This is a genomic window from Confluentibacter lentus, assembly GCF_002806995.1.
Lineage (GTDB): Bacteria > Bacteroidota > Bacteroidia > Flavobacteriales > Flavobacteriaceae > Confluentibacter > Confluentibacter lentus.
In genome coordinates this window covers 109,637-127,673 of the sequence record NZ_NIHE01000010.1, presented here as the reverse complement: position 1 = coordinate 127,673, position 18,037 = coordinate 109,637, and the positions used below count along the sequence as shown (strand labels likewise).

The following is an 18,037-nucleotide window of genomic DNA, read 5'->3' as shown; positions in this document are numbered from 1 at the left end:
TTAACTTTTAACTTTTAACTTTTAACTTTTAACTTTTAACTTATTACTGTAAATCTATTTGCAAGCCGAAAAAATTGGAATTAGCGGCACTGGTGTATTTGGCGTGCGTGTAACTAAATCTCATTTTATTCAGTTTTATTGAAAAACCTGCCGATATTCCTGAAAAATTACGTTGCTCATTAATCCGCAACTCCTCGCCTCTCCTAAAATTATAGCCTAGACGGATATTAAATCCTTTTTCTGGAAACAATTCGGCTCCTAAAATAGTATGCCTAATAACCTGACCTAAAAAACCAATTTTCTCAGTCGATTGATTACCACTTAAATCACTTGTTACTCGCGCAGGATTTGGTCTGGAAATAGGCCATTCCTGCAAATTCTCTAAAGTGACGTGCCATCTTATTGGAACATTTTCCAGCCGTTGAGACATCCCAAAATCTACTTCAAATGGCAGCGGTTCATTTTGTCCGGCATACGTCGTAATTTGAGTTCCCACATTTCTTACTGCTATGGCAGCATTAAAATCTAAATCCTCATTGATATATAGCAGACCCAAATCTGCCGCCACACCAAAAGATGAATATTGTTCTAATTTAGAGGTTATTAATTTTAGGTTACCTCCAAAATAAAAATCGGAATAACCTATTTGTAGCGCGTAACCTAAAGAAAGTGCGGCTTCATTTCCTGTAAAACTTCCTGTTTGGTTTCCATTTTCATCATAACCTTCAAAAGCACCATAATTCACATAGGTGATACCAGCGTGAAATGTTTGTGTGCGTCTATCAACGGTATAGGCATACGCCGCAGAACCATAACCAATACCTCCCAAATAGCTTACATAATTCACAGCCAATTGATTATCCATAGCTTCATTGATGGTTGCTGGGTTAAAAAGCGCTTGGGTTACATCATAATCAACATTTGTCAACACTTTGCCTCCTAAAGCTGCTTGTCTGGGTGATGATACCAAATTAAGAAATTGGTATGTGGATTCGCCCCCAACTTGTGCCATAGTTAAGTAACCTAAAAACAAACAAAAAAGAAAGCTGATTTTTCTAATCATATAGAATACAAAGAAAGCAAATCTAACTTAAAACGGTGGCACGTATTATTTATTTTAAAACAAAAAAACCTCGAATAAATCGAGGTTTTCAAATCAACTTTAATTTTTATAATGTCTTGGCGTTCGAAACTTTCTGATTTGTCAATGCCAATTTAATAACATCGCTCATATCGGTGACGTAATGAAATGTCAATCCTTTTAAATAATCGGCCTTGATTTCCTCAATATCCCGTTTGTTTTCTTCGCACAAAATAATCTCTTTAATTCGTGCGCGTTTTGCTGCCAATATTTTTTCTTTAATACCGCCAACAGGCAATACTTTTCCACGAAGCGTGATTTCGCCCGTCATTGCTAAACTTTTCTTAACTTTTCTTTGGGTGAATAAGGATACCAACGATGTTAACATGGTAATACCAGCACTCGGACCATCTTTTGGTGTGGCACCTTCTGGCACGTGAATGTGTACATTGTAATTTTCGAAAACGGACGCATTAATACCAAATTCATCCGCATTGGATTTTATATATTCCATGGCAATGGTAGCGGATTCCTTCATCACCGTACCCAGATTTCCAGTTATGGTAAGCAGTCCTTTCCCTTTAGATAAAATAGATTCTATAAATAATATATCACCACCAACACTTGTCCACGCCAATCCAGTAACGACACCAGCTACGTTATTATTTTCGTATTTATCACGTTCCATTTTTGGTCCGCCCAAAACTTTAATAATATCTTCGTTGGAAACCTTGATGTTATAATCTTCTTCCATAGCAATATTTTTGGCGGCATAACGCACCATCTTTGCTATTTGTTTTTCCAATCCACGCACACCAGATTCCCTCGTATAACCTTCAACAATTTTTTCTAATTGTTGCTTACCTATTTTTAAATGGGTTTCCGTTAAACCGTGTTCTTTTAATTGTTTTGGTAACAAATGACGTCTTGCTATTTCCACTTTTTCTTCAATGGTATAACCGGTAACATTAATGACTTCCATTCTATCCCTTAGTGCAGGTTGAATGGTCGATAAATTATTGGAAGTAGCTATAAACATCACTTTAGAAAGGTCGTAGCCCATTTCCAAAAAGTTATCATAAAACTCATTATTTTGTTCAGGGTCTAAAACTTCCAACATGGCTGATGATGGATCGCCTTGATGCGAATTAGACAATTTATCAATTTCATCCAAAACAAACACCGGATTTGAAGTACCCGCTTTTTTCAAACTCTGAATGATACGTCCCGGCATCGCACCAATATAGGTTTTTCTATGACCTCGGATTTCAGCTTCATCACGCAAACCTCCCAATGAAATGCGCACATATTCCCTACCTAAGGCTTCTGCAATGGATTTTCCTAAAGATGTTTTACCAACTCCCGGAGGACCATACAGACAAAGAATAGGTGATTTCATATCATTACGTAATTTCAAAACAGCCAGATATTCTATAATTCTTCGTTTCACGTCTTCCAGTCCGAAATGGTCCCTGTCCAAAATACGCATGGCACGTTTTAAATCGAATTTATCCTTGCTGAATTTATTCCAAGGCAAATCCAAAAACAAGTCTAGGTAATTACGTTGAATCGAATATTCGGCTACTTGCGGATTCATGCGTTGCATTTTCGCCAATTCTTTTTCAAAATGCTTGGCTACTTTTTCGTCCCATTTTTTTTCTAAAGAACGCGCTTTCATTTCCTCTATTTCTTCATCATGACTGACGCCACCCAATTCTTCCTGAATGGTTTTCATTTGTTGATGCAAGAAATATTCACGTTGCTGTTGGCTCATATCCATTTGAACCCGTGACTGAATATCGTTTTTAAGTTCCAGCTTTTGGAACTCAACATTCATATATTTAAGGGTCGCCAAAGCACGTTTTTTCAAGTCATCAATCTCTAAAAGCTTTTGCTTTTCAGCAACGGAAAGATTCATATTAGAAGATACGAAATTGACCAAAAACGAATTGCTTTCTATGTTTTTTATAGCAAATGAAGCCTCGCTTGGGATATTCGGACTCTCTTTAATGATTTGTAAAGCCAAATCTTTAATAGACTCAATTATCGCAAAAAACTCTTTGTTATTAAGCGTCGGTTTCGTCTCTGGAATTTCCCTAATAGTGGCGTACATATAAGGATCTTCTGTAATAACCTCGGCTACTTTAAATCGCTTTTTACCTTGAATGATGACGGTTACATTGCCATCGGGCATTTTTAAAACACGCAAAATTTTAGCAACGGTGCCTGTTTCGTATATGTCTTTTACTGAAGGATCTTCTAAAGATTCATCTTTTTGTGACACCACGCCAATAACTTTATTGCCTTTGTTGGCATCATTAATCAAGCGAATGGATTTATCCCTACCGGCTGTAATGGGAATAACCACGCCTGGAAACAATACCGTATTTCTTAAAGACAGAATAGGTAGTGTTTCTGGTAATTTTTCGTTATTTATTTCTTCTTCATCTTCAGGAGTCATTAATGGAATCAATTCTGAGTTTTCATCAAATTCCTGTAATGACAAACTGTCAAGTGTTATAAAATTAGATTTCTTCATATATATATTTAAGTCAATCTGTCATTAAAAACAGAATAGACTAATTATAATAATTAATTAATAAATGTATAAAAGTATTAATTATCAACAAGTTATTGAAATAATAAAACTTTTATTCTTATTATAATTTCAATAGTTGTGCCATAATGAAGACATGCTACATCTTCCCTGCTTTCTTCAAAACAAATAATAGCACAATAGGAATCGCCAATAAACCAATCATCAATAAATTAGTTTGAAACAGCCAAGGCGACAACAATAATGTGATGGCGTAACCGCCTATGGCTCCGCCAAAGTGGGCATCATGACCAATGTTGCCAACTCTGTTTTTCATACCATAAATGGAATATAATAAGTAGCCAATGCCAAAAATATAAGCAGGAATGGGGATTGGTATAAAAAATATAATCAAACTCATGCCGGGTTGCAATAAAATGGCTGAATAAATAATACCCATAACAGCACCACTAGCGCCAACAGCACTGTAATAATATTCGTTTTTATGAAAGTATAATGATAGTAAGCTCCCTAATAACAAACTTCCCAAATAAACAATAATAAAATTGAAAACACCTAATAGCTCTACAACGACATTGGCGAAAGCGTATAATGAAAACATATTAAAAAATAAATGGGCATTATCGGCGTGTAAAAATCCAGAACTTAACAATCTTATTTTCTCGCCTCTTTGAACTGGACCTACTTGAAATTTATACTTTTCAAAGAAATTATAGTCCCCGAATCCTTTATAAGAAATGATGACATTGGCTGCTATAATAACTATGGTAATGATATCCAAATTGTACATACGTTTAAATGTTTAAAGTCAAATTAACTTATATTTGCAAATCTAAAATTAATTCATGCAATTTCTAGTTTATATTTTAGTTTATCCTTTTTTGTGGCTTGTTTCCATATTACCTTTTCGGTTGTTATATTTAGTATCAGATGTTGTTCATATACTACTTTATTACATTATCGGCTATAGAAAAAAAACAGTAACCGACAATTTACGATTGGTGTTTCCCGAGAAATCCGAAAAAGAGATTGCCAAAATTAGAAAGAAATTCTATCATCATTTAAGTGATATGTTTTTAGAAATGACTAAAACCATGACCATTTCTGAAAGCGAACTAAAAAAACGTTTCAAAATCACCAATCCAGAAGAGTTTAAACGCTTGGAATCCTTAAACAAAAGTATCATTTTAATATTTGGACATTATGCCAGTTGGGAATGGTCCATCGTTCTTCAGCAATACATTAATTTTAAAGGTTTGGCGGTTTATAAACCGCTTGCTAATAAACGTTTTGATAGTTTGGTTAAAAGCATCCGATCCAAATTCAACACCGATTTAATAAGCACCAAAGAAACTATTAACGTGATTAACGATCATGAAACTAAAGGTATTAAAACCATTACAGGCTTTTTAAGCGATCAATCGCCGCGACTTACTAAAGACGTGTATTGGGGTAAATTTATGGGCATAAAAGCACCTTGTTTTACAGGCGCAGAACGTTTAGCAAAAAAACTGGATTTAACAACGGCATACCTAAAAGTGACCAAAATAAAACGTGGTTATTATGAAGCTGAAATTATGACACTTGCTGAAAACCCGAAAGAATACCAAGATTACCAATTAACCGATATGTTTTTAAGTGAAGTTGAAAAACAAATTTATGAAGCGCCAGAATATTATTTTTGGACCCATAAGCGTTGGAAACATCGGGAGAGAGGCATTTAATCCTGTTTTTTGTCAAGAAATTTTTCAATCATTGGTACAACCAAATCACGCTCTTTAAAATCAGGTTTTAATGTTGTTACCTATCCTATATAGTCTCCGTGTCCTCCTGGAATGATTGCCAATTGGGAATTAGCAATTTGTCTGTGCATCTCAATAGCATGCTCAGGAGTAATCACATCTTTATCACCTATTATAATTAAAGTCGGTACTTTGATGGATTTAATTTGTTCATCAGGAATATCTTTAAAGTTAACCATTCTCTTGGCGTCTCTATCATGCATTATTTGCAAACCATTTAGATCTGGGGACACTTTTAAATAAGCTTCTTTTAATTGCTCTGGCATATTTTCCAATGATGCTTGTTCCATAAAACCCCAAAATTGGTCAGGGACGCCGTTACGCTTGGCAAGAGCTGATGCTAAAATAATTTTACCAACGATTTCAGGATGGCGTATCGCAATTTGTAACGTAGTTGTTCCGCCGTTGCTGAAACCTAAAAAATCAGCACTCTTAATTTTTAAGTTTTTGAGAAGTATAGCAACATCATCAGCATCTTGTTCAAATGATGTTTCTGTATTTCTATCATTGGTCCTGCCATGAGCTTGTAATTCCATAGCTATTACTTTTCTGTTTTTAGAAAATAACGGAATGACTTTTTCAAAATTTGACTGAATGGTTGAACCTCCGCCATGGATTAAAACTAGAGGTTTACCTTGCCCATATAGTTCATAGTACATTTTTAACCCATTCACTTCGGAATAACCACTTTTGAAGTCCAAATTATCTGTTATTGTTTCCATTTTGTCCGCTGTAGTTGTTTCTTTTTCTTTACAGGAAGTAAACACTAAAAAAGCTAAACTAAAAATGACCAGTATTTGCTTCATAATTCTATTAGTTTAATTAAGAGATTACTTCGTCGTGCCCCTCGTAATGACATTATACTTTCGCAATCTCCCCAATCTCCTTAATAAACCTATCCGCTAACCTATCTGCTTCTTGTTGCGATTTGGCTTCGGTATAAATCCTAATAATGGGTTCGGTATTGCTTTTGCGTAAATGCACCCAACTTTCTGAGAAATCTATTTTAACGCCATCAATGGTGGTCAATTGTTCATTTTGGTAACGATTTTCTATCGTTTTTAAAATGCCATCTACATCCAAACCTGGTGTTAATTCTATCTTCTTTTTACTCATAAAGTAATTGGGGTAGGTTTTTCTTAGCTCGCTAACTGACATTCTTTTATCCGCCAACAAACTCAAGAACAGAGCAATCCCCACCAAAGCATCGCGCCCATAATGGGACTCAGGATAGATAATACCTCCATTACCTTCGCCACCAATAACAACTTTATTTTTTTTCATTAAACTTACCACATTCACCTCCCCAACGGCACTAGCTTCATACATGCCACCATGTTTTTCTGTAACGTCCCTCAAAGCTCTCGTAGAACTCATATTGCTGACGGTATTTCCTGGCGTTCTGCTTAACACATAATCGGCACAAGCCACCAAGGTATATTCTTCGCCAAACATATCACCGTTTTCATCCATGAACGCTAAACGGTCTACGTCTGGGTCAACTACAATTCCGAAATCCGCTCCCGTTTCCACCACTTTTTTGGATAAATCGGTTAAATGCTCCTTCAATGGTTCTGGATTGTGTGGGAACTCCCCGTTTGGCTCGCAATACAACTTAACCACATGCACACCCAAACGCTCCAAAAGTAATGGAATTACAATCCCGCCTGTTGAGTTTACGCCATCAACAACTACTTTAAATTTGGCATCTTCAATAGCTGGCACATTTACCAAAGGCAAATCCAAAACCTCAATGATATGTAAATCAAAATAAGCTTTGTTTTTGGTTATCTTCCCTAGACTATCAACATCAGCAAAAGCAATGGTATCACTTTCAGCAATTTCTAAAATTTTCTCCCCTTCAACGGCATCTAAAAATTCACCGTCTTTATTTAATAATTTTAAGGCATTCCACTGTTTTGGGTTGTGGCTTGCGGTAAGGATAATACCGCCATCGGCATGTTCCATGGGCACTGCCATTTCTACGGTTGGTGTGGTTGATAAACCTAAATCAATAACGTGAATACCAAGTCCGACCAAAGTATTCATCACCAAATTTTGAATCATTTCTCCAGAAATTCTGGCATCCCTACCAACAACCACTCTATAAGTGTCTTTATTACGTTGTTGCTTGATCCAAACACCGTAAGCGGCTGCAAATTTAACGGCATCTATTGGTGTTAAGTTGTCGCCCACATGTCCGCCAATGGTTCCTCTAATTCCTGAAATTGATTTTATAAGTGTCATATTCTAATTTAGTTTTTAAACAAATATAATAGTAATAAATTGTAAATCTAAAATTACAATTTGTAAATTACAGCAATGAATTTTCTAGCACATATTTATCTCTCAGGAGACAACGACTTAGTTACTATTGGAAATTTTATTGCTGACGGCATTAAGGGCAACGATTATAAAAATTTCAATAAGGAGTTTCAAATCGGTATTTTATTGCATCGCCACATAGACACTTTTACGGATGCCCATGAAACCGTTAGGCAAAGTACCAAGCGGTTACATGAAAAATACGGACATTATTCTGGGGTAATTGTAGATATTTTATACGACCATTTTTTGGCAAAGAATTGGCATTTGTATTCTGATAGTCCTTTAAATGACTATGCAGAAAATTTCTATAATTCCTTGGAAGAACATTATGATCTACTCCCCATCGGAATTCAAAAAATGATACCTTTTATGTTGTCTGATAATTGGCTTTTAAGTTATGCATCAATTGATGGGATATCAAAGGTTTTACAAGGAATGAACCGACGCACAAAAAACCGTTCAGGTATGCATGAAGCTATTAATGAATTGGAGCTTTTTTATAATGATTTTGAAATAGAATTTACTAGTTTTTTTAAAGAGCTCATCATTTCTTCAAAGCAGAAATTAGAAGAATTATCAAAAGAATACGCTCGATAGAATCCTATTTTTATGGATTAAATGTACATGGCATTACCGATAATCGAAGTGATAATACGTGTATCGGATTTTAACATTTTTCTTTGAATGCATCAATTCCTTTTAATATTTTAGGGCTCTTGAATATTATCTAATAAAAAGATAATCAGTACAATGACCACCAAATCTAAAAGAGTATTCAAAATCATCACTGGGATTATTATTTTTCTCACGTTACCAAGTTTACTGCTTTTTGGGTATATTTTTTTTAAATACAATGAAGATTTACCAACAGGTGTTTCAGGAGAAAAAGCGGATCTATTAGCCCATAAAATGCTAAATTCCTTAAACTACGAGGCTTATAAAAATACCAATTACATAGTCTGGGATTTTAAAAATAGGCATCATTATGAATGGCAAAAACAAGACAATATTTGTGATGTGTATTGGAAAGAATTTAGAGTGACCCTTAACCTAAACAATCCTGAGTTGAGCAAAGCCTATGTACATAGTTTTAAGGTGGAAAACGATATTGCTAAGGAACTTAAAGAAAAAGCATTAAAATATTTTTACAACGATTCCTTTTGGCTCACAGCACCTTACACTGTTTTCAACAAAGGTACTGATAGACAATTGGTTGGTGAAAACTCCTTATTAGTCACCTACAATTCTGGTGGAGATACTCCTGGCGATTCTTATTTATGGGAAATTGATGAAACAGGAAAACCAATCAGTTTTAAAATTTGGGCATCCATTTTACCTATTGATGGCTTAGAAGCAACTTGGACGGATTGGACAACTACAGAAACAGGTGCCATGCTCCCCACATTTCACAAATTGTTGTTTTTTGGATTGGACATGGATATTATTGAGACTTCTAAATAATATCTAAAATGACTTCCGAAGGTCTGCCAATCACTGCTTTATTACCGTTGATAATGATAGGACGTTCAATGAGCTTTGGATTTTCGACCATAGCTTTTATAATATCGGCATCACTTAAATCTTTGTTTTTATAGTTATCTTTCCAAACGACCTCATTTTTCCTGACTAAATCGATGGGTTTTATTCCTAAAAGTTTAATAATGTCTTTTAATTCCTTGGCGGAAGGAATATCTTTTAAATATTTAACAATCTCAAAAGGTTTACCTGATTTTTCAAGAACTTCCAAGCCGCTACGTGATTTGCTACAACGGTTGTTATGATATATTTTAATCATTAAATATGAATGTTATAAGCTTTTAATTGTTCTAAAAGCAACTCTGGGTTTTTAAAATGAACACCATTGATCTGCAATCTATTAGCCGCTTCAATGTTGCGTAAATTATCATCAATGAATATGGCATTTTCAGCTTTTATATCGAAACGATTGAGTGTTAAATGATAGATTTCATCAAACGGTTTTCTGGTTTTTTCTATACCAGACACCAATATGCCTTCAAACCAATGTAAAAATTCGAAACGTTCTAAAGCTATGGGAAATGTTTCATGACTCCAATTTGTCAATGCCACAACTTTATATTTTTTTGAAGCGATGAGTTTTTCAAGAATGTCGACTGTTCCTTGAATAGCACCGCCGAGCATTTCTTCCCATCTACCGTAAAAAGCTCTTATTTCAGTTTCATAATCTGGAAAACGTGACACTAAATCTTCCGTAGCTTGAACTATCGGATAGCCAGCATCTTGGTTTTCATTCCAATCATGTGTGCAAATGGTATCAAAAAACCACCTCATTTTTTGTATGTCACCATCAAAAACATCTAAAAAAACGTATTCAGGATTCCAATCAATCAATACACCACCTAGGTCAAATATAATAGTATCAATCTGTTTCATAAATTCACAAAGAATCTGGAGCTTCTTCTTTTTGTCCCATCATCATTAAATACGCTTTTAAAAATGGGGTGATGTCACCATTCAAAACCGTATCCACATTTCCTGTTTCGTGACCTGTTCTAACATCTTTAATCAATTTATAAGGATGCAATACATAATTTCTTATTTGGCTGCCCCACTCTATTTTCATTTTTCCTGCCTCGATATCTTCGCGTTGTGATAATTGCTTTTGAAGCTCAATTTCATAGAGTTGCGATTTCAACATTTGAAGTGCCCTTGCTCTGTTATCATGCTGCGAACGTGTTTCTGAACACGAAATCTGAATACCTGTAGGCTTATGCGTTAGCTGAACCTTAGTTTCTACTTTGTTCACATTTTGTCCGCCCGCACCACTAGAACGTGCGGTGGTGATTTCAATATCCGCAGGATTGATTTCTATTTCAATGGTATCATCAACGAGTGGATATACATACACAGAAGCAAAACTGGTATGGCGTTTGGCATTGCTATCAAATGGAGAAATACGTACCAATCGGTGCACACCATTTTCACCTTTTAGCCAACCAAAGGCAAAATCGCCTTCAATTTCTAAGGTCACGGTTTTAATGCCAGCCACATCCCCTTCTTGAAAATTGAGTTCCTTGACTTTATAACCGCTTTTTTCGGCAAACATCAAGTACATACGCATGAGCATGCTTGCCCAATCGCAACTTTCGGTACCACCTGCTCCAGCAGTAATCTGTAAAACGGCACTCAAACTGTCCCCTTCATCAGAAAGCATGTTTCTGAATTCGACTTCCTCTAAAAGCAACACGACTTTATTCTGTAACTCGTCTATTTCTTTTTCGGTAGCCTCTCCCTCTTTATAATATTCGAGAAGGATTTCCAACTCTTCGATTTGAGTGGCAATAGTATTATAATCCTGCACCCATTTTTTTAATGAGCGCAGATTTTTCATAATTATTTCTGCCCCTTTAGGATCGTTCCAAAACGCTGGATTGGCAACTTTTTCTTCTTCATTCTGAATCAGAATTTGCTTTTTGTCAATCTCCAAATAGGTTTTTAGTTTTTTGCTTCTTCTAGTAAGTTCTGCAAATTGCTCGTTTGTAATCATAATGGCAAAAATACATTAAAAGAAATTATTTTATTGCACAGAAAAGGTCATGATTTCATGCAATGGTATGCCAGAATCTGAAATACCTTCAATCTCAATAATATAATCACCTGTATTATCACTGGTAAAAAACGAAATATCCCTCGAAGGATTTTGCGATGTAGTCCTAATGTTAGGTTCCCAATGCAGTGTTGTTCTAATATCTGCTTTAATGACATTAGAATCTTTACTATAATCAGGTGCATAAAACTCTCTGGCGGTATAGAAACCTTCTGTCTTGAAATCAATTATGCCCGGTTTACGTTTCTCATCAAAAACCCTTGCCCCTTCTCTTGTAAAAACAGCAACAACCCATTTAGATTCGCTCGTGTACATGAGTGCATCTGGTGGTTTAAGCACATCTATAAAAGATATAGATTGCAAAGGTATGGCTGCTAAGTCATCTAAAGTTCCACTAAATGGCATATTATTTAATAAAATCTTTGGTAGAGAGGTTTCGCCTTGAAGTGTAGACATTCGAGGACCACCAGGAACCATCATCGCTATTAAATCACTTATCGAATTAATGCCGTACTCATCTAATTTGCGAGTTTCTACATCTATTCTATTATTTGCCGAGCCGCCATGTAGTGCCCTCTTGTTCATTTCTATTTGTCTTTCTTTAAATTCACTCTTTCTCTCAGCAATAACGGTTACCGTTGCCAGCTTTTCTGCTTCCTTGTCAAATTCTTCATTTATCTGCGTAATGTATTTAGATTTTCTAAGGAAATCGTTAAGCTTGCTTTCTTCTAAAACAGCGTTCTTTAAAACCATACTTCTATCCACAGGTGGACTTTTATAATTGTTCTTATCAACGAGAATTTCAACATTCCTGTCACTAAGTTCCTTAGATTCAAAATTAGTCAGCCTAGATTCTATCATCATGGGTATGGAATCAAAAAACACAAAAGGCCCAAAACTGAACTTTCCATTTTTATCTGATTTTTGAACAGGCTCTTGAAGCAATGTCCCACCAAACAAAGTCAATCTTGTAGGTGCACTGGTTATTGTATATGGCTTTTTTATATGTTTTGTGGTCCCAGAAATAGTGATGCCCTTTTCTATAGTGAATTCACTGCCCTGACCTTGTCCATTCAAAAGATTTTGCCATGTAAAGCGTCTCCACCCGTTGGTCATCATCACTAAATCCAAAAGAAAATTGGTTTTGTAATTCGCTTCTTTGGTGAAAAAATAGCCTGGGTCCTTGATGTCTCCCCTCAAATCTGAATTGAGCAACAGCCATGTTTTTATGTTCTCTTGCCTGTTATTGTGGGGAAACATTCCCATGTCCCTAACACTCATGGATAATTGGCTTGGTAGGCTTTTGCCATCGGCATCTTTGGTACTGATATTTAAAACTATTTTCTCTCTTTTACCCAAAGTCTCCTTGTCCTTCAATATTTTAATGGTTCCTTTATCTTTTGGTACATCTACAAAAATCAATCGCTCGCAAACTGGATTACCTAAGGAATCAAACAATGTTAAGGTTACAACACCATCTTTCAGTTCTTTAGTTGGTAATTTCAATGAATAATCGTCAGTATCTTCAGATTCCAATCTACTGAATATCATGTGACCTCTTTGATGTGCTACAAAATAAGTACCCAAAAGACCCGTTGGCATGTTCGATTTTACATTTACCAAAAAAAAGCCATCATTATTTGTAACGTTTAGAACATAGCCTTTTGGTAATGCTTTTGGCAATGGATATTTGTATTCTGAGCCATTAACCTCCACATTGGCAAAGTATGATTTGTTTTTCTCAGGAACAAACGTGAAAAAACCCATCCCAAATTCGGTTGTTGAAAATTGGGCAACGATGTTGTTTTCATTATCGATAACAAAAGAGGAAAGGTATATTTTGCTGTATATGTCGTTCTTGATTTTAACGGCTACTTTGCTTCTAATATTCTCAACTAAATGACCACCTTCTGGATAGAAATTCAAATCGGGCTTTTCGGCTATTAAACTTGATTCCTCTGTTTTTTCTATTGAGGTTAAATCAGCATTAGTATTTGCAGATAAAATAGATAGTTCCTTTTGAAAGAAATAGTTTGGGTCGCCATTTCTCATATAATTGGTATAAGCCCTTAACAGATAGCTTCCCTGTTCCCAGTCTTCACTGATTTTAAAATCACCGGTGAAACTTATATCTTCAGTAAAAAGTCTTTTTTTTCCTACTATACTGTCCCTTCCATTGATTAGCTCAACGTAAACCACATGGCTTTTTGAACTCTTGGCATGGGTAATTCCATTGACCAAATAACCAGTGAACCAAATATTATCATTTAAAGAATAATAAGGTTTATCTGTTTGCACATAAATTTTTTCAGGCCAATCGTTTTCAGAGTAATTTTTGAGTTTTTCATCAACCAAACCAGTAAATAGGTTTCTGCTTAAAACTGCAAACGATGTTAAAAGAATGAATACAAGAAAGTAAGAAAAGGCCTTTTTCATGAAATTTTATCTAATTAAAAAACACAATCAAAGTTGTAGATAAAAAAACAACCTATAAAAACTTTAAAGTGTTGACGATTCTTTCAAATATATAAAAAAGGACTAATCTTACAAAACAGCATCTCTATTTAATATCTAAACTATAAGGAAAAATTAATTGTACCCCCTTTTTTTCTGTCATGGATTTAACTTTTTTAAGCATCTTGTAGTTTTCCTCACCCAATTCTTCTTTTAAGATGTCTTCTTTTGTTTTAACCAAACCAAAACTGCTCAATATTTTATCTAAATCTTTTTCAAAAATAGGCAGTTCCTTAATTTTATAATCTTCAATATTAGCAGCTTCAGCAGCTCTTTTCAGTGCTACATCCAAACCACCAATTTCATCTACCAAACCATTATTTACGGCATCTGCACCAGTCCACACACGTCCTTCCGCAAGCGTTTTGACATCATCTTGTTTCATGTTTCTTCCATCTGCAACACGCTTCGTAAACAATTCATAGACATCAATAACGCCTTCTTTAATAAAATCATGTTGTGTTTCACTTAATGGTTCAAAAAAGCTATAGGTAACGGCATTTTTATTGGTAACAACCTGTTCTGCATTAATACCCCAACTATCAGCTAATTCCTTGCCATTGGGTAACATACCAAATACACCAATGCTACCTGTAATGGTAGTTGGTTCGGCAATGATTTTATCAGCATTACAAGCTATATAATAACCACCAGAAGCCGCTAAATCTCCCATAGACACAATAACGGGTTTTGTTTCTTTAGTCAGTTCAATCTCCCGCCAAATCAATTCACTGGCTAAAGCATCGCCTCCAGGAGAGTTGATACGTAATACAATCGCTTTCACTTTATCGTCTTCCCTGGCTTCTTTTAAAGCCATGCTCATTGTACCTTGCCCGACATTATTTTCATCTCCTTCACCATAAATAATATCACCTTCGGCATAAATAACCGCGATTCTATTTTTACTGCTATTGGATTCTAATTTATTTGCGGCGTAAATGGCATAATCTTCAATACTGATGCGCTCTATATCTTCATAACTATCAACCTTCAAGGCATGTTTTAAGCCATCAATATATTCATCGTAATAAGCAATTTTATCAATCAGTTTAGCGTTTTTTGCCATAATGGCATTTCTCGCCAACAAATTATCTGCAATGCTATCCAATTGTGCCACTGAAACATATCTGCTTTTAGAAACCTCTTCTTTCACTTGTTTCCAAATGGAATTTAAATACACGCTTATTTGCTCACGGTTTTCAGTACTCATTTCATTTGCCAAAAAAGGCTCAACAGCACTTTTGTATTTTCCGTAGCGAATGACTTCTATTTTTAAGCCTGTTTTATCCTGAATATCTTTTAAATACAATTGTTCAGAATATAAGCCTTTGAACTCTAAAGTCCCCGCAGGATTCATATAAATAGTATCAGCCACAGAGGATAAATAATAATCTTTTTGGCTGTACATATCCGAATATGCCGTAATGAATTTACCTGATTTTTTAAATTTTAGTAAGGCATCACGTATTTCTTTGGTTTGAGTAATGCCAGCATCAATAAAACTATTATCGATGGTAATACCTTTGATTTTATCATCCGTAGCAGCGTAGTTTATAGCATCAATAATATTAAAAAGACCATTTTTTCGGTCTTCGTTCAAAAAAGTATAATCTTTAAACTCAACTTTGCCTGCATAATCTTTTATGGGGAAATCTAAAGTGAGTTCTAAAACAGAATTAGGTTTAACGGTTACGATTTCTTCTGAAGACGAACCAATTATCAATCCAACTATAATGAGCAGTCCGAAACAAATAAACAGAAACACAAAAATACCGACTACTGTCGATAATACACGTTTTATAAAATTCATGAGTTATATTTTTTAATGTTTGTAGAACAATAGAAATGAATGTTACAAAGAACCTAAAATTTTTAGTTTTTACAAGTTATTATGTCAAAAATAGCATGATTTAATATAGGCTTTTATATAAATAATTTACCTAAAGAATTTTTAACTTTGCCCTTTTGCTAGATTTCAAAAAACCTAATGATACATATTCACGAAAAAACCTTACGCGATATAGAATTCCCTACTGTTTTAAAGCAGGTTAGTGAGCTTTGTGTGACGCCTTTAGGTAATGAAAGCACTTTACAGATAGCACCTATAAAAACTAAGGAAGGATTACTTTATGCTCTTAAATTGACCAATGAATATTTATCATCCTTTTACAATGATAACCACATTCCCAATCATGGTTTTGATGCTATTACTAAAGAACTAAAACTTTTAAAGATAGAAAACACCTATTTGGAAGTTCATAGTTTAAAAAAAATAACATCCATATCGTCAACAGTCAATGAGATTATTATCTTTTTAAATAAGTTTGAGGACTATTATCCAACGTTGAGTGATTTCGTTTCGCATATTGACCTAACAAAAGCCATCATTGAAAAAATTGATACGATTGTTGACAAATTTGGTGATGTAAAAGACAATGCCTCTCCTTTACTTTCGCAATTACGCCAATCCATTAACAGCATAAAAGGTAAAATAAACCAAAGTTTTATTTCAGCCTTGAACATGTATCAGGGTCTTGATTATCTGGATGATATTCGAGAATCCGTGGTAGATAACAAACGTGTTTTAGCAGTAAAAGCCATGTACCGCCGCAAGGTAAAAGGGGCTATTATGGGAGGCAGCAAAACGGGCAGTATTGTTTATATTGAACCAGAAACCACATTACAATATTCCAGGGAACTGAATAATTTGGAATATGAAGCGCAAGAAGAAATCATTCGTATTTTAAAGGAAGTGACCGATTTTTTAAGGCCTTTTTTACCATTATTGGAAACATATCAAGCGTTTTTGATTGATGTAGATGTCATTGCTGCCAAGGCGAAATATGCACGTTCCATGAATGGCATTCTTCCAGAAATCACAGATGAAAGACATATTTATTTGCGCGATGCCTATCACCCTTTGCTTTATTTAAATCATTTAAAAGAGAACAAAACAACATATCCGCAGACTATCGAATTAAATGCGGACGGCAGAATTATAGTTATTTCGGGGCCTAATGCCGGAGGCAAAAGCATCACATTAAAAACCGTTGGCTTGCTACAAGTTATGCTTCAAAGTGGACTATTAATTCCTGTTCATGAACGTAGCAAAGTATGTTTGTTTGATAGGATTATGAGTGATATTGGAGATAATCAATCCATTGAAAACCATTTAAGCACCTATAGTTACCGCTTAAAGCAAATGAATTATTTTCTGAAAAAGTGCAATAAGAACACACTGTTTCTGATTGATGAATTTGGAACAGGAAGTGATCCCGAACTTGGTGGTGCCTTGGCTGAAACATTTTTAGAGGAATTTTACCATCGGGAAGCTTTTGGAATCATTACCACGCATTACTCCAATTTAAAAATGCAGGCAAACGAATTACCATATATGCTAAATGCTAATATGCTTTTTGATGAAAAAACACTAGAGCCTCTATTTAAATTAGTGATTGGGCAAGCAGGAAGTAGTTTTACTTTTGAAGTCGCACAAAAAAACGGCATTCCTTTCAGCCTTATAAATCGAGCAAAAAAGAAAATTGAACGCAGTAAAGTGCGGTTTGATGAAACCATTGCGAAACTTCAAAAAGAACGTAGTAAACTCGAAAAAACAGGTGCTTCATTAAAACTTAATGAAAGGAAAAAAATTGAAGAAGCCGATAAACTAGAGGAAATCAATATAAAAATCCAAAAGAAACTGGAAAGCTATCAAGAATTATATGATAGCAACCAACGCCTCATTTATTTAGGGCAAAAAATCAATGATCTTTCTGAAAAATTCTTTGAAAACAAGCAGAAAAAAGTCTTAATGGACGAACTCTTCAAACTGGTACAGATTGAAAATTCCAAACGCAAAAAAGTTACCGTTAAAGAAAAAAAAGTCATCAAAGCCAAAGAAGAAGCTGTTAAGCAGGAAGCTGAAAAGGTGGTTGAAGTCATAAGAGAAAAAAAGAAGGAAGCCAAGAAAAAAGCGATTGAAAGTCCAAAACCCAAGGCCATTTTAAAGGTCGGCGACCGCGTACGCATGGAAGATGGCCGCGCGATTGGAAGCATTGATAAAATCGAAAAAAACAAAGCGGTAGTAAATTATGGTATATTTACTACCAATGTTAGTTTGGAGCAATTGGAGTTGGTGGAGGCGAAGAAATAACCAAATACTTACTCAT

Annotated in this window: 14 protein-coding genes; 4 read left to right on the top strand and 10 right to left on the bottom strand. The window is 35.0% G+C overall.

Annotated elements, in window-relative coordinates; genetic code table 11:
* Positions 1 to 43: 43 nt before the first annotated feature.
* The 3 genes from porQ to CDH50_RS14465 form a co-directional block, all read right to left on the bottom strand.
* Positions 44 to 1,063: a type IX secretion system protein PorQ gene (gene porQ / locus CDH50_RS14475; protein ID WP_100613002.1), complete on the bottom strand. Its 1,020-nt coding sequence runs from the start codon at positions 1,061 to 1,063 to the stop codon at positions 44 to 46.
* A 106-nt stretch (positions 1,064 to 1,169) separates the two neighbouring features.
* On the bottom strand, positions 1,170 to 3,620 hold the full coding sequence (gene lon, locus CDH50_RS14470) for an endopeptidase La (protein WP_100613001.1): 2,451 nt from the start codon (positions 3,618 to 3,620) through the stop codon (positions 1,170 to 1,172).
* A 157-nt stretch (positions 3,621 to 3,777) separates the two neighbouring features.
* Positions 3,778 to 4,428, bottom strand: coding sequence for a rhomboid family intramembrane serine protease (locus CDH50_RS14465; protein WP_100613000.1), 651 nt, complete (start codon positions 4,426 to 4,428; stop codon positions 3,778 to 3,780).
* A 55-nt stretch (positions 4,429 to 4,483) separates the two neighbouring features.
* Here CDH50_RS14465 and CDH50_RS14460 point away from each other — a divergent pair, with 55 nt between their 5' ends.
* Positions 4,484 to 5,362 carry a lysophospholipid acyltransferase family protein gene (locus tag CDH50_RS14460; RefSeq protein WP_100612999.1) on the top strand — a complete coding sequence of 293 codons (879 nt, stop codon included), beginning with the start codon at positions 4,484 to 4,486 and terminating at the stop codon, positions 5,360 to 5,362.
* An 80-nt stretch (positions 5,363 to 5,442) separates the two neighbouring features.
* On the opposite strand, the gene CDH50_RS14455 is transcribed toward CDH50_RS14460, so the two are convergent.
* The gene (locus tag CDH50_RS14455) at positions 5,443 to 6,246 is read right to left on the bottom strand and encodes an alpha/beta fold hydrolase (protein ID WP_198513511.1); all 804 of its coding nucleotides are present in this window, start codon (positions 6,244 to 6,246) and stop codon (positions 5,443 to 5,445) included.
* 52 nt (positions 6,247 to 6,298) lie between these two features.
* Positions 6,299 to 7,687 carry a phosphoglucosamine mutase gene (gene glmM, locus CDH50_RS14450; protein WP_100612998.1) on the bottom strand — a complete coding sequence of 463 codons (1,389 nt, stop codon included), beginning with the start codon at positions 7,685 to 7,687 and terminating at the stop codon, positions 6,299 to 6,301.
* A gap of 75 nt (positions 7,688 to 7,762) precedes the next feature.
* On the opposite strand from glmM, the gene CDH50_RS14445 reads away from it, so the two are divergent.
* Positions 7,763 to 8,365 (top strand): acyl carrier protein phosphodiesterase, encoded by a 603-nt coding sequence (locus CDH50_RS14445; protein WP_100612997.1) that lies wholly within the window; start codon positions 7,763 to 7,765, stop codon positions 8,363 to 8,365.
* A gap of 153 nt (positions 8,366 to 8,518) precedes the next feature.
* Positions 8,519 to 9,229, top strand: coding sequence for a hypothetical protein (locus tag CDH50_RS14440; RefSeq protein WP_100612996.1), 711 nt, complete (start codon positions 8,519 to 8,521; stop codon positions 9,227 to 9,229).
* Here CDH50_RS14440 and arsC read toward each other — a convergent pair.
* From arsC to sppA, 5 genes are all read right to left on the bottom strand, one after another.
* Positions 9,222 to 9,563, bottom strand: coding sequence for an arsenate reductase (glutaredoxin) (arsC, locus tag CDH50_RS14435; RefSeq protein ID WP_100612995.1), 342 nt, complete (start codon positions 9,561 to 9,563; stop codon positions 9,222 to 9,224). The genes CDH50_RS14440 and arsC overlap by 8 nt on opposite strands.
* Positions 9,563 to 10,180, bottom strand: coding sequence for an HAD family hydrolase (locus CDH50_RS14430; RefSeq protein WP_100612994.1), 618 nt, complete (start codon positions 10,178 to 10,180; stop codon positions 9,563 to 9,565). Before CDH50_RS14430 ends, arsC begins: the two co-directional genes overlap by 1 nt.
* A gap of 4 nt (positions 10,181 to 10,184) precedes the next feature.
* Positions 10,185 to 11,294, bottom strand: a complete 1,110-nt coding sequence (prfB, locus tag CDH50_RS14425) for a peptide chain release factor 2 (RefSeq protein WP_100612993.1) — start codon at positions 11,292 to 11,294, stop codon at positions 10,185 to 10,187.
* A 30-nt stretch (positions 11,295 to 11,324) separates the two neighbouring features.
* Entirely contained in the window at positions 11,325 to 13,790 is a 2,466-nt protein-coding gene (locus CDH50_RS14420; protein WP_100612992.1) for a hypothetical protein, read from the bottom strand.
* A gap of 124 nt (positions 13,791 to 13,914) precedes the next feature.
* Positions 13,915 to 15,678, bottom strand: a complete 1,764-nt coding sequence (sppA, locus tag CDH50_RS14415) for a signal peptide peptidase SppA (RefSeq protein WP_100612991.1) — start codon at positions 15,676 to 15,678, stop codon at positions 13,915 to 13,917.
* 177 nt (positions 15,679 to 15,855) lie between these two features.
* Here sppA and CDH50_RS14410 point away from each other — a divergent pair, with 177 nt between their 5' ends.
* Positions 15,856 to 18,021: an endonuclease MutS2 gene (locus tag CDH50_RS14410; RefSeq protein ID WP_100612990.1), complete on the top strand. Its 2,166-nt coding sequence runs from the start codon at positions 15,856 to 15,858 to the stop codon at positions 18,019 to 18,021.
* Positions 18,022 to 18,037: the final 16 nt, after the last annotated feature.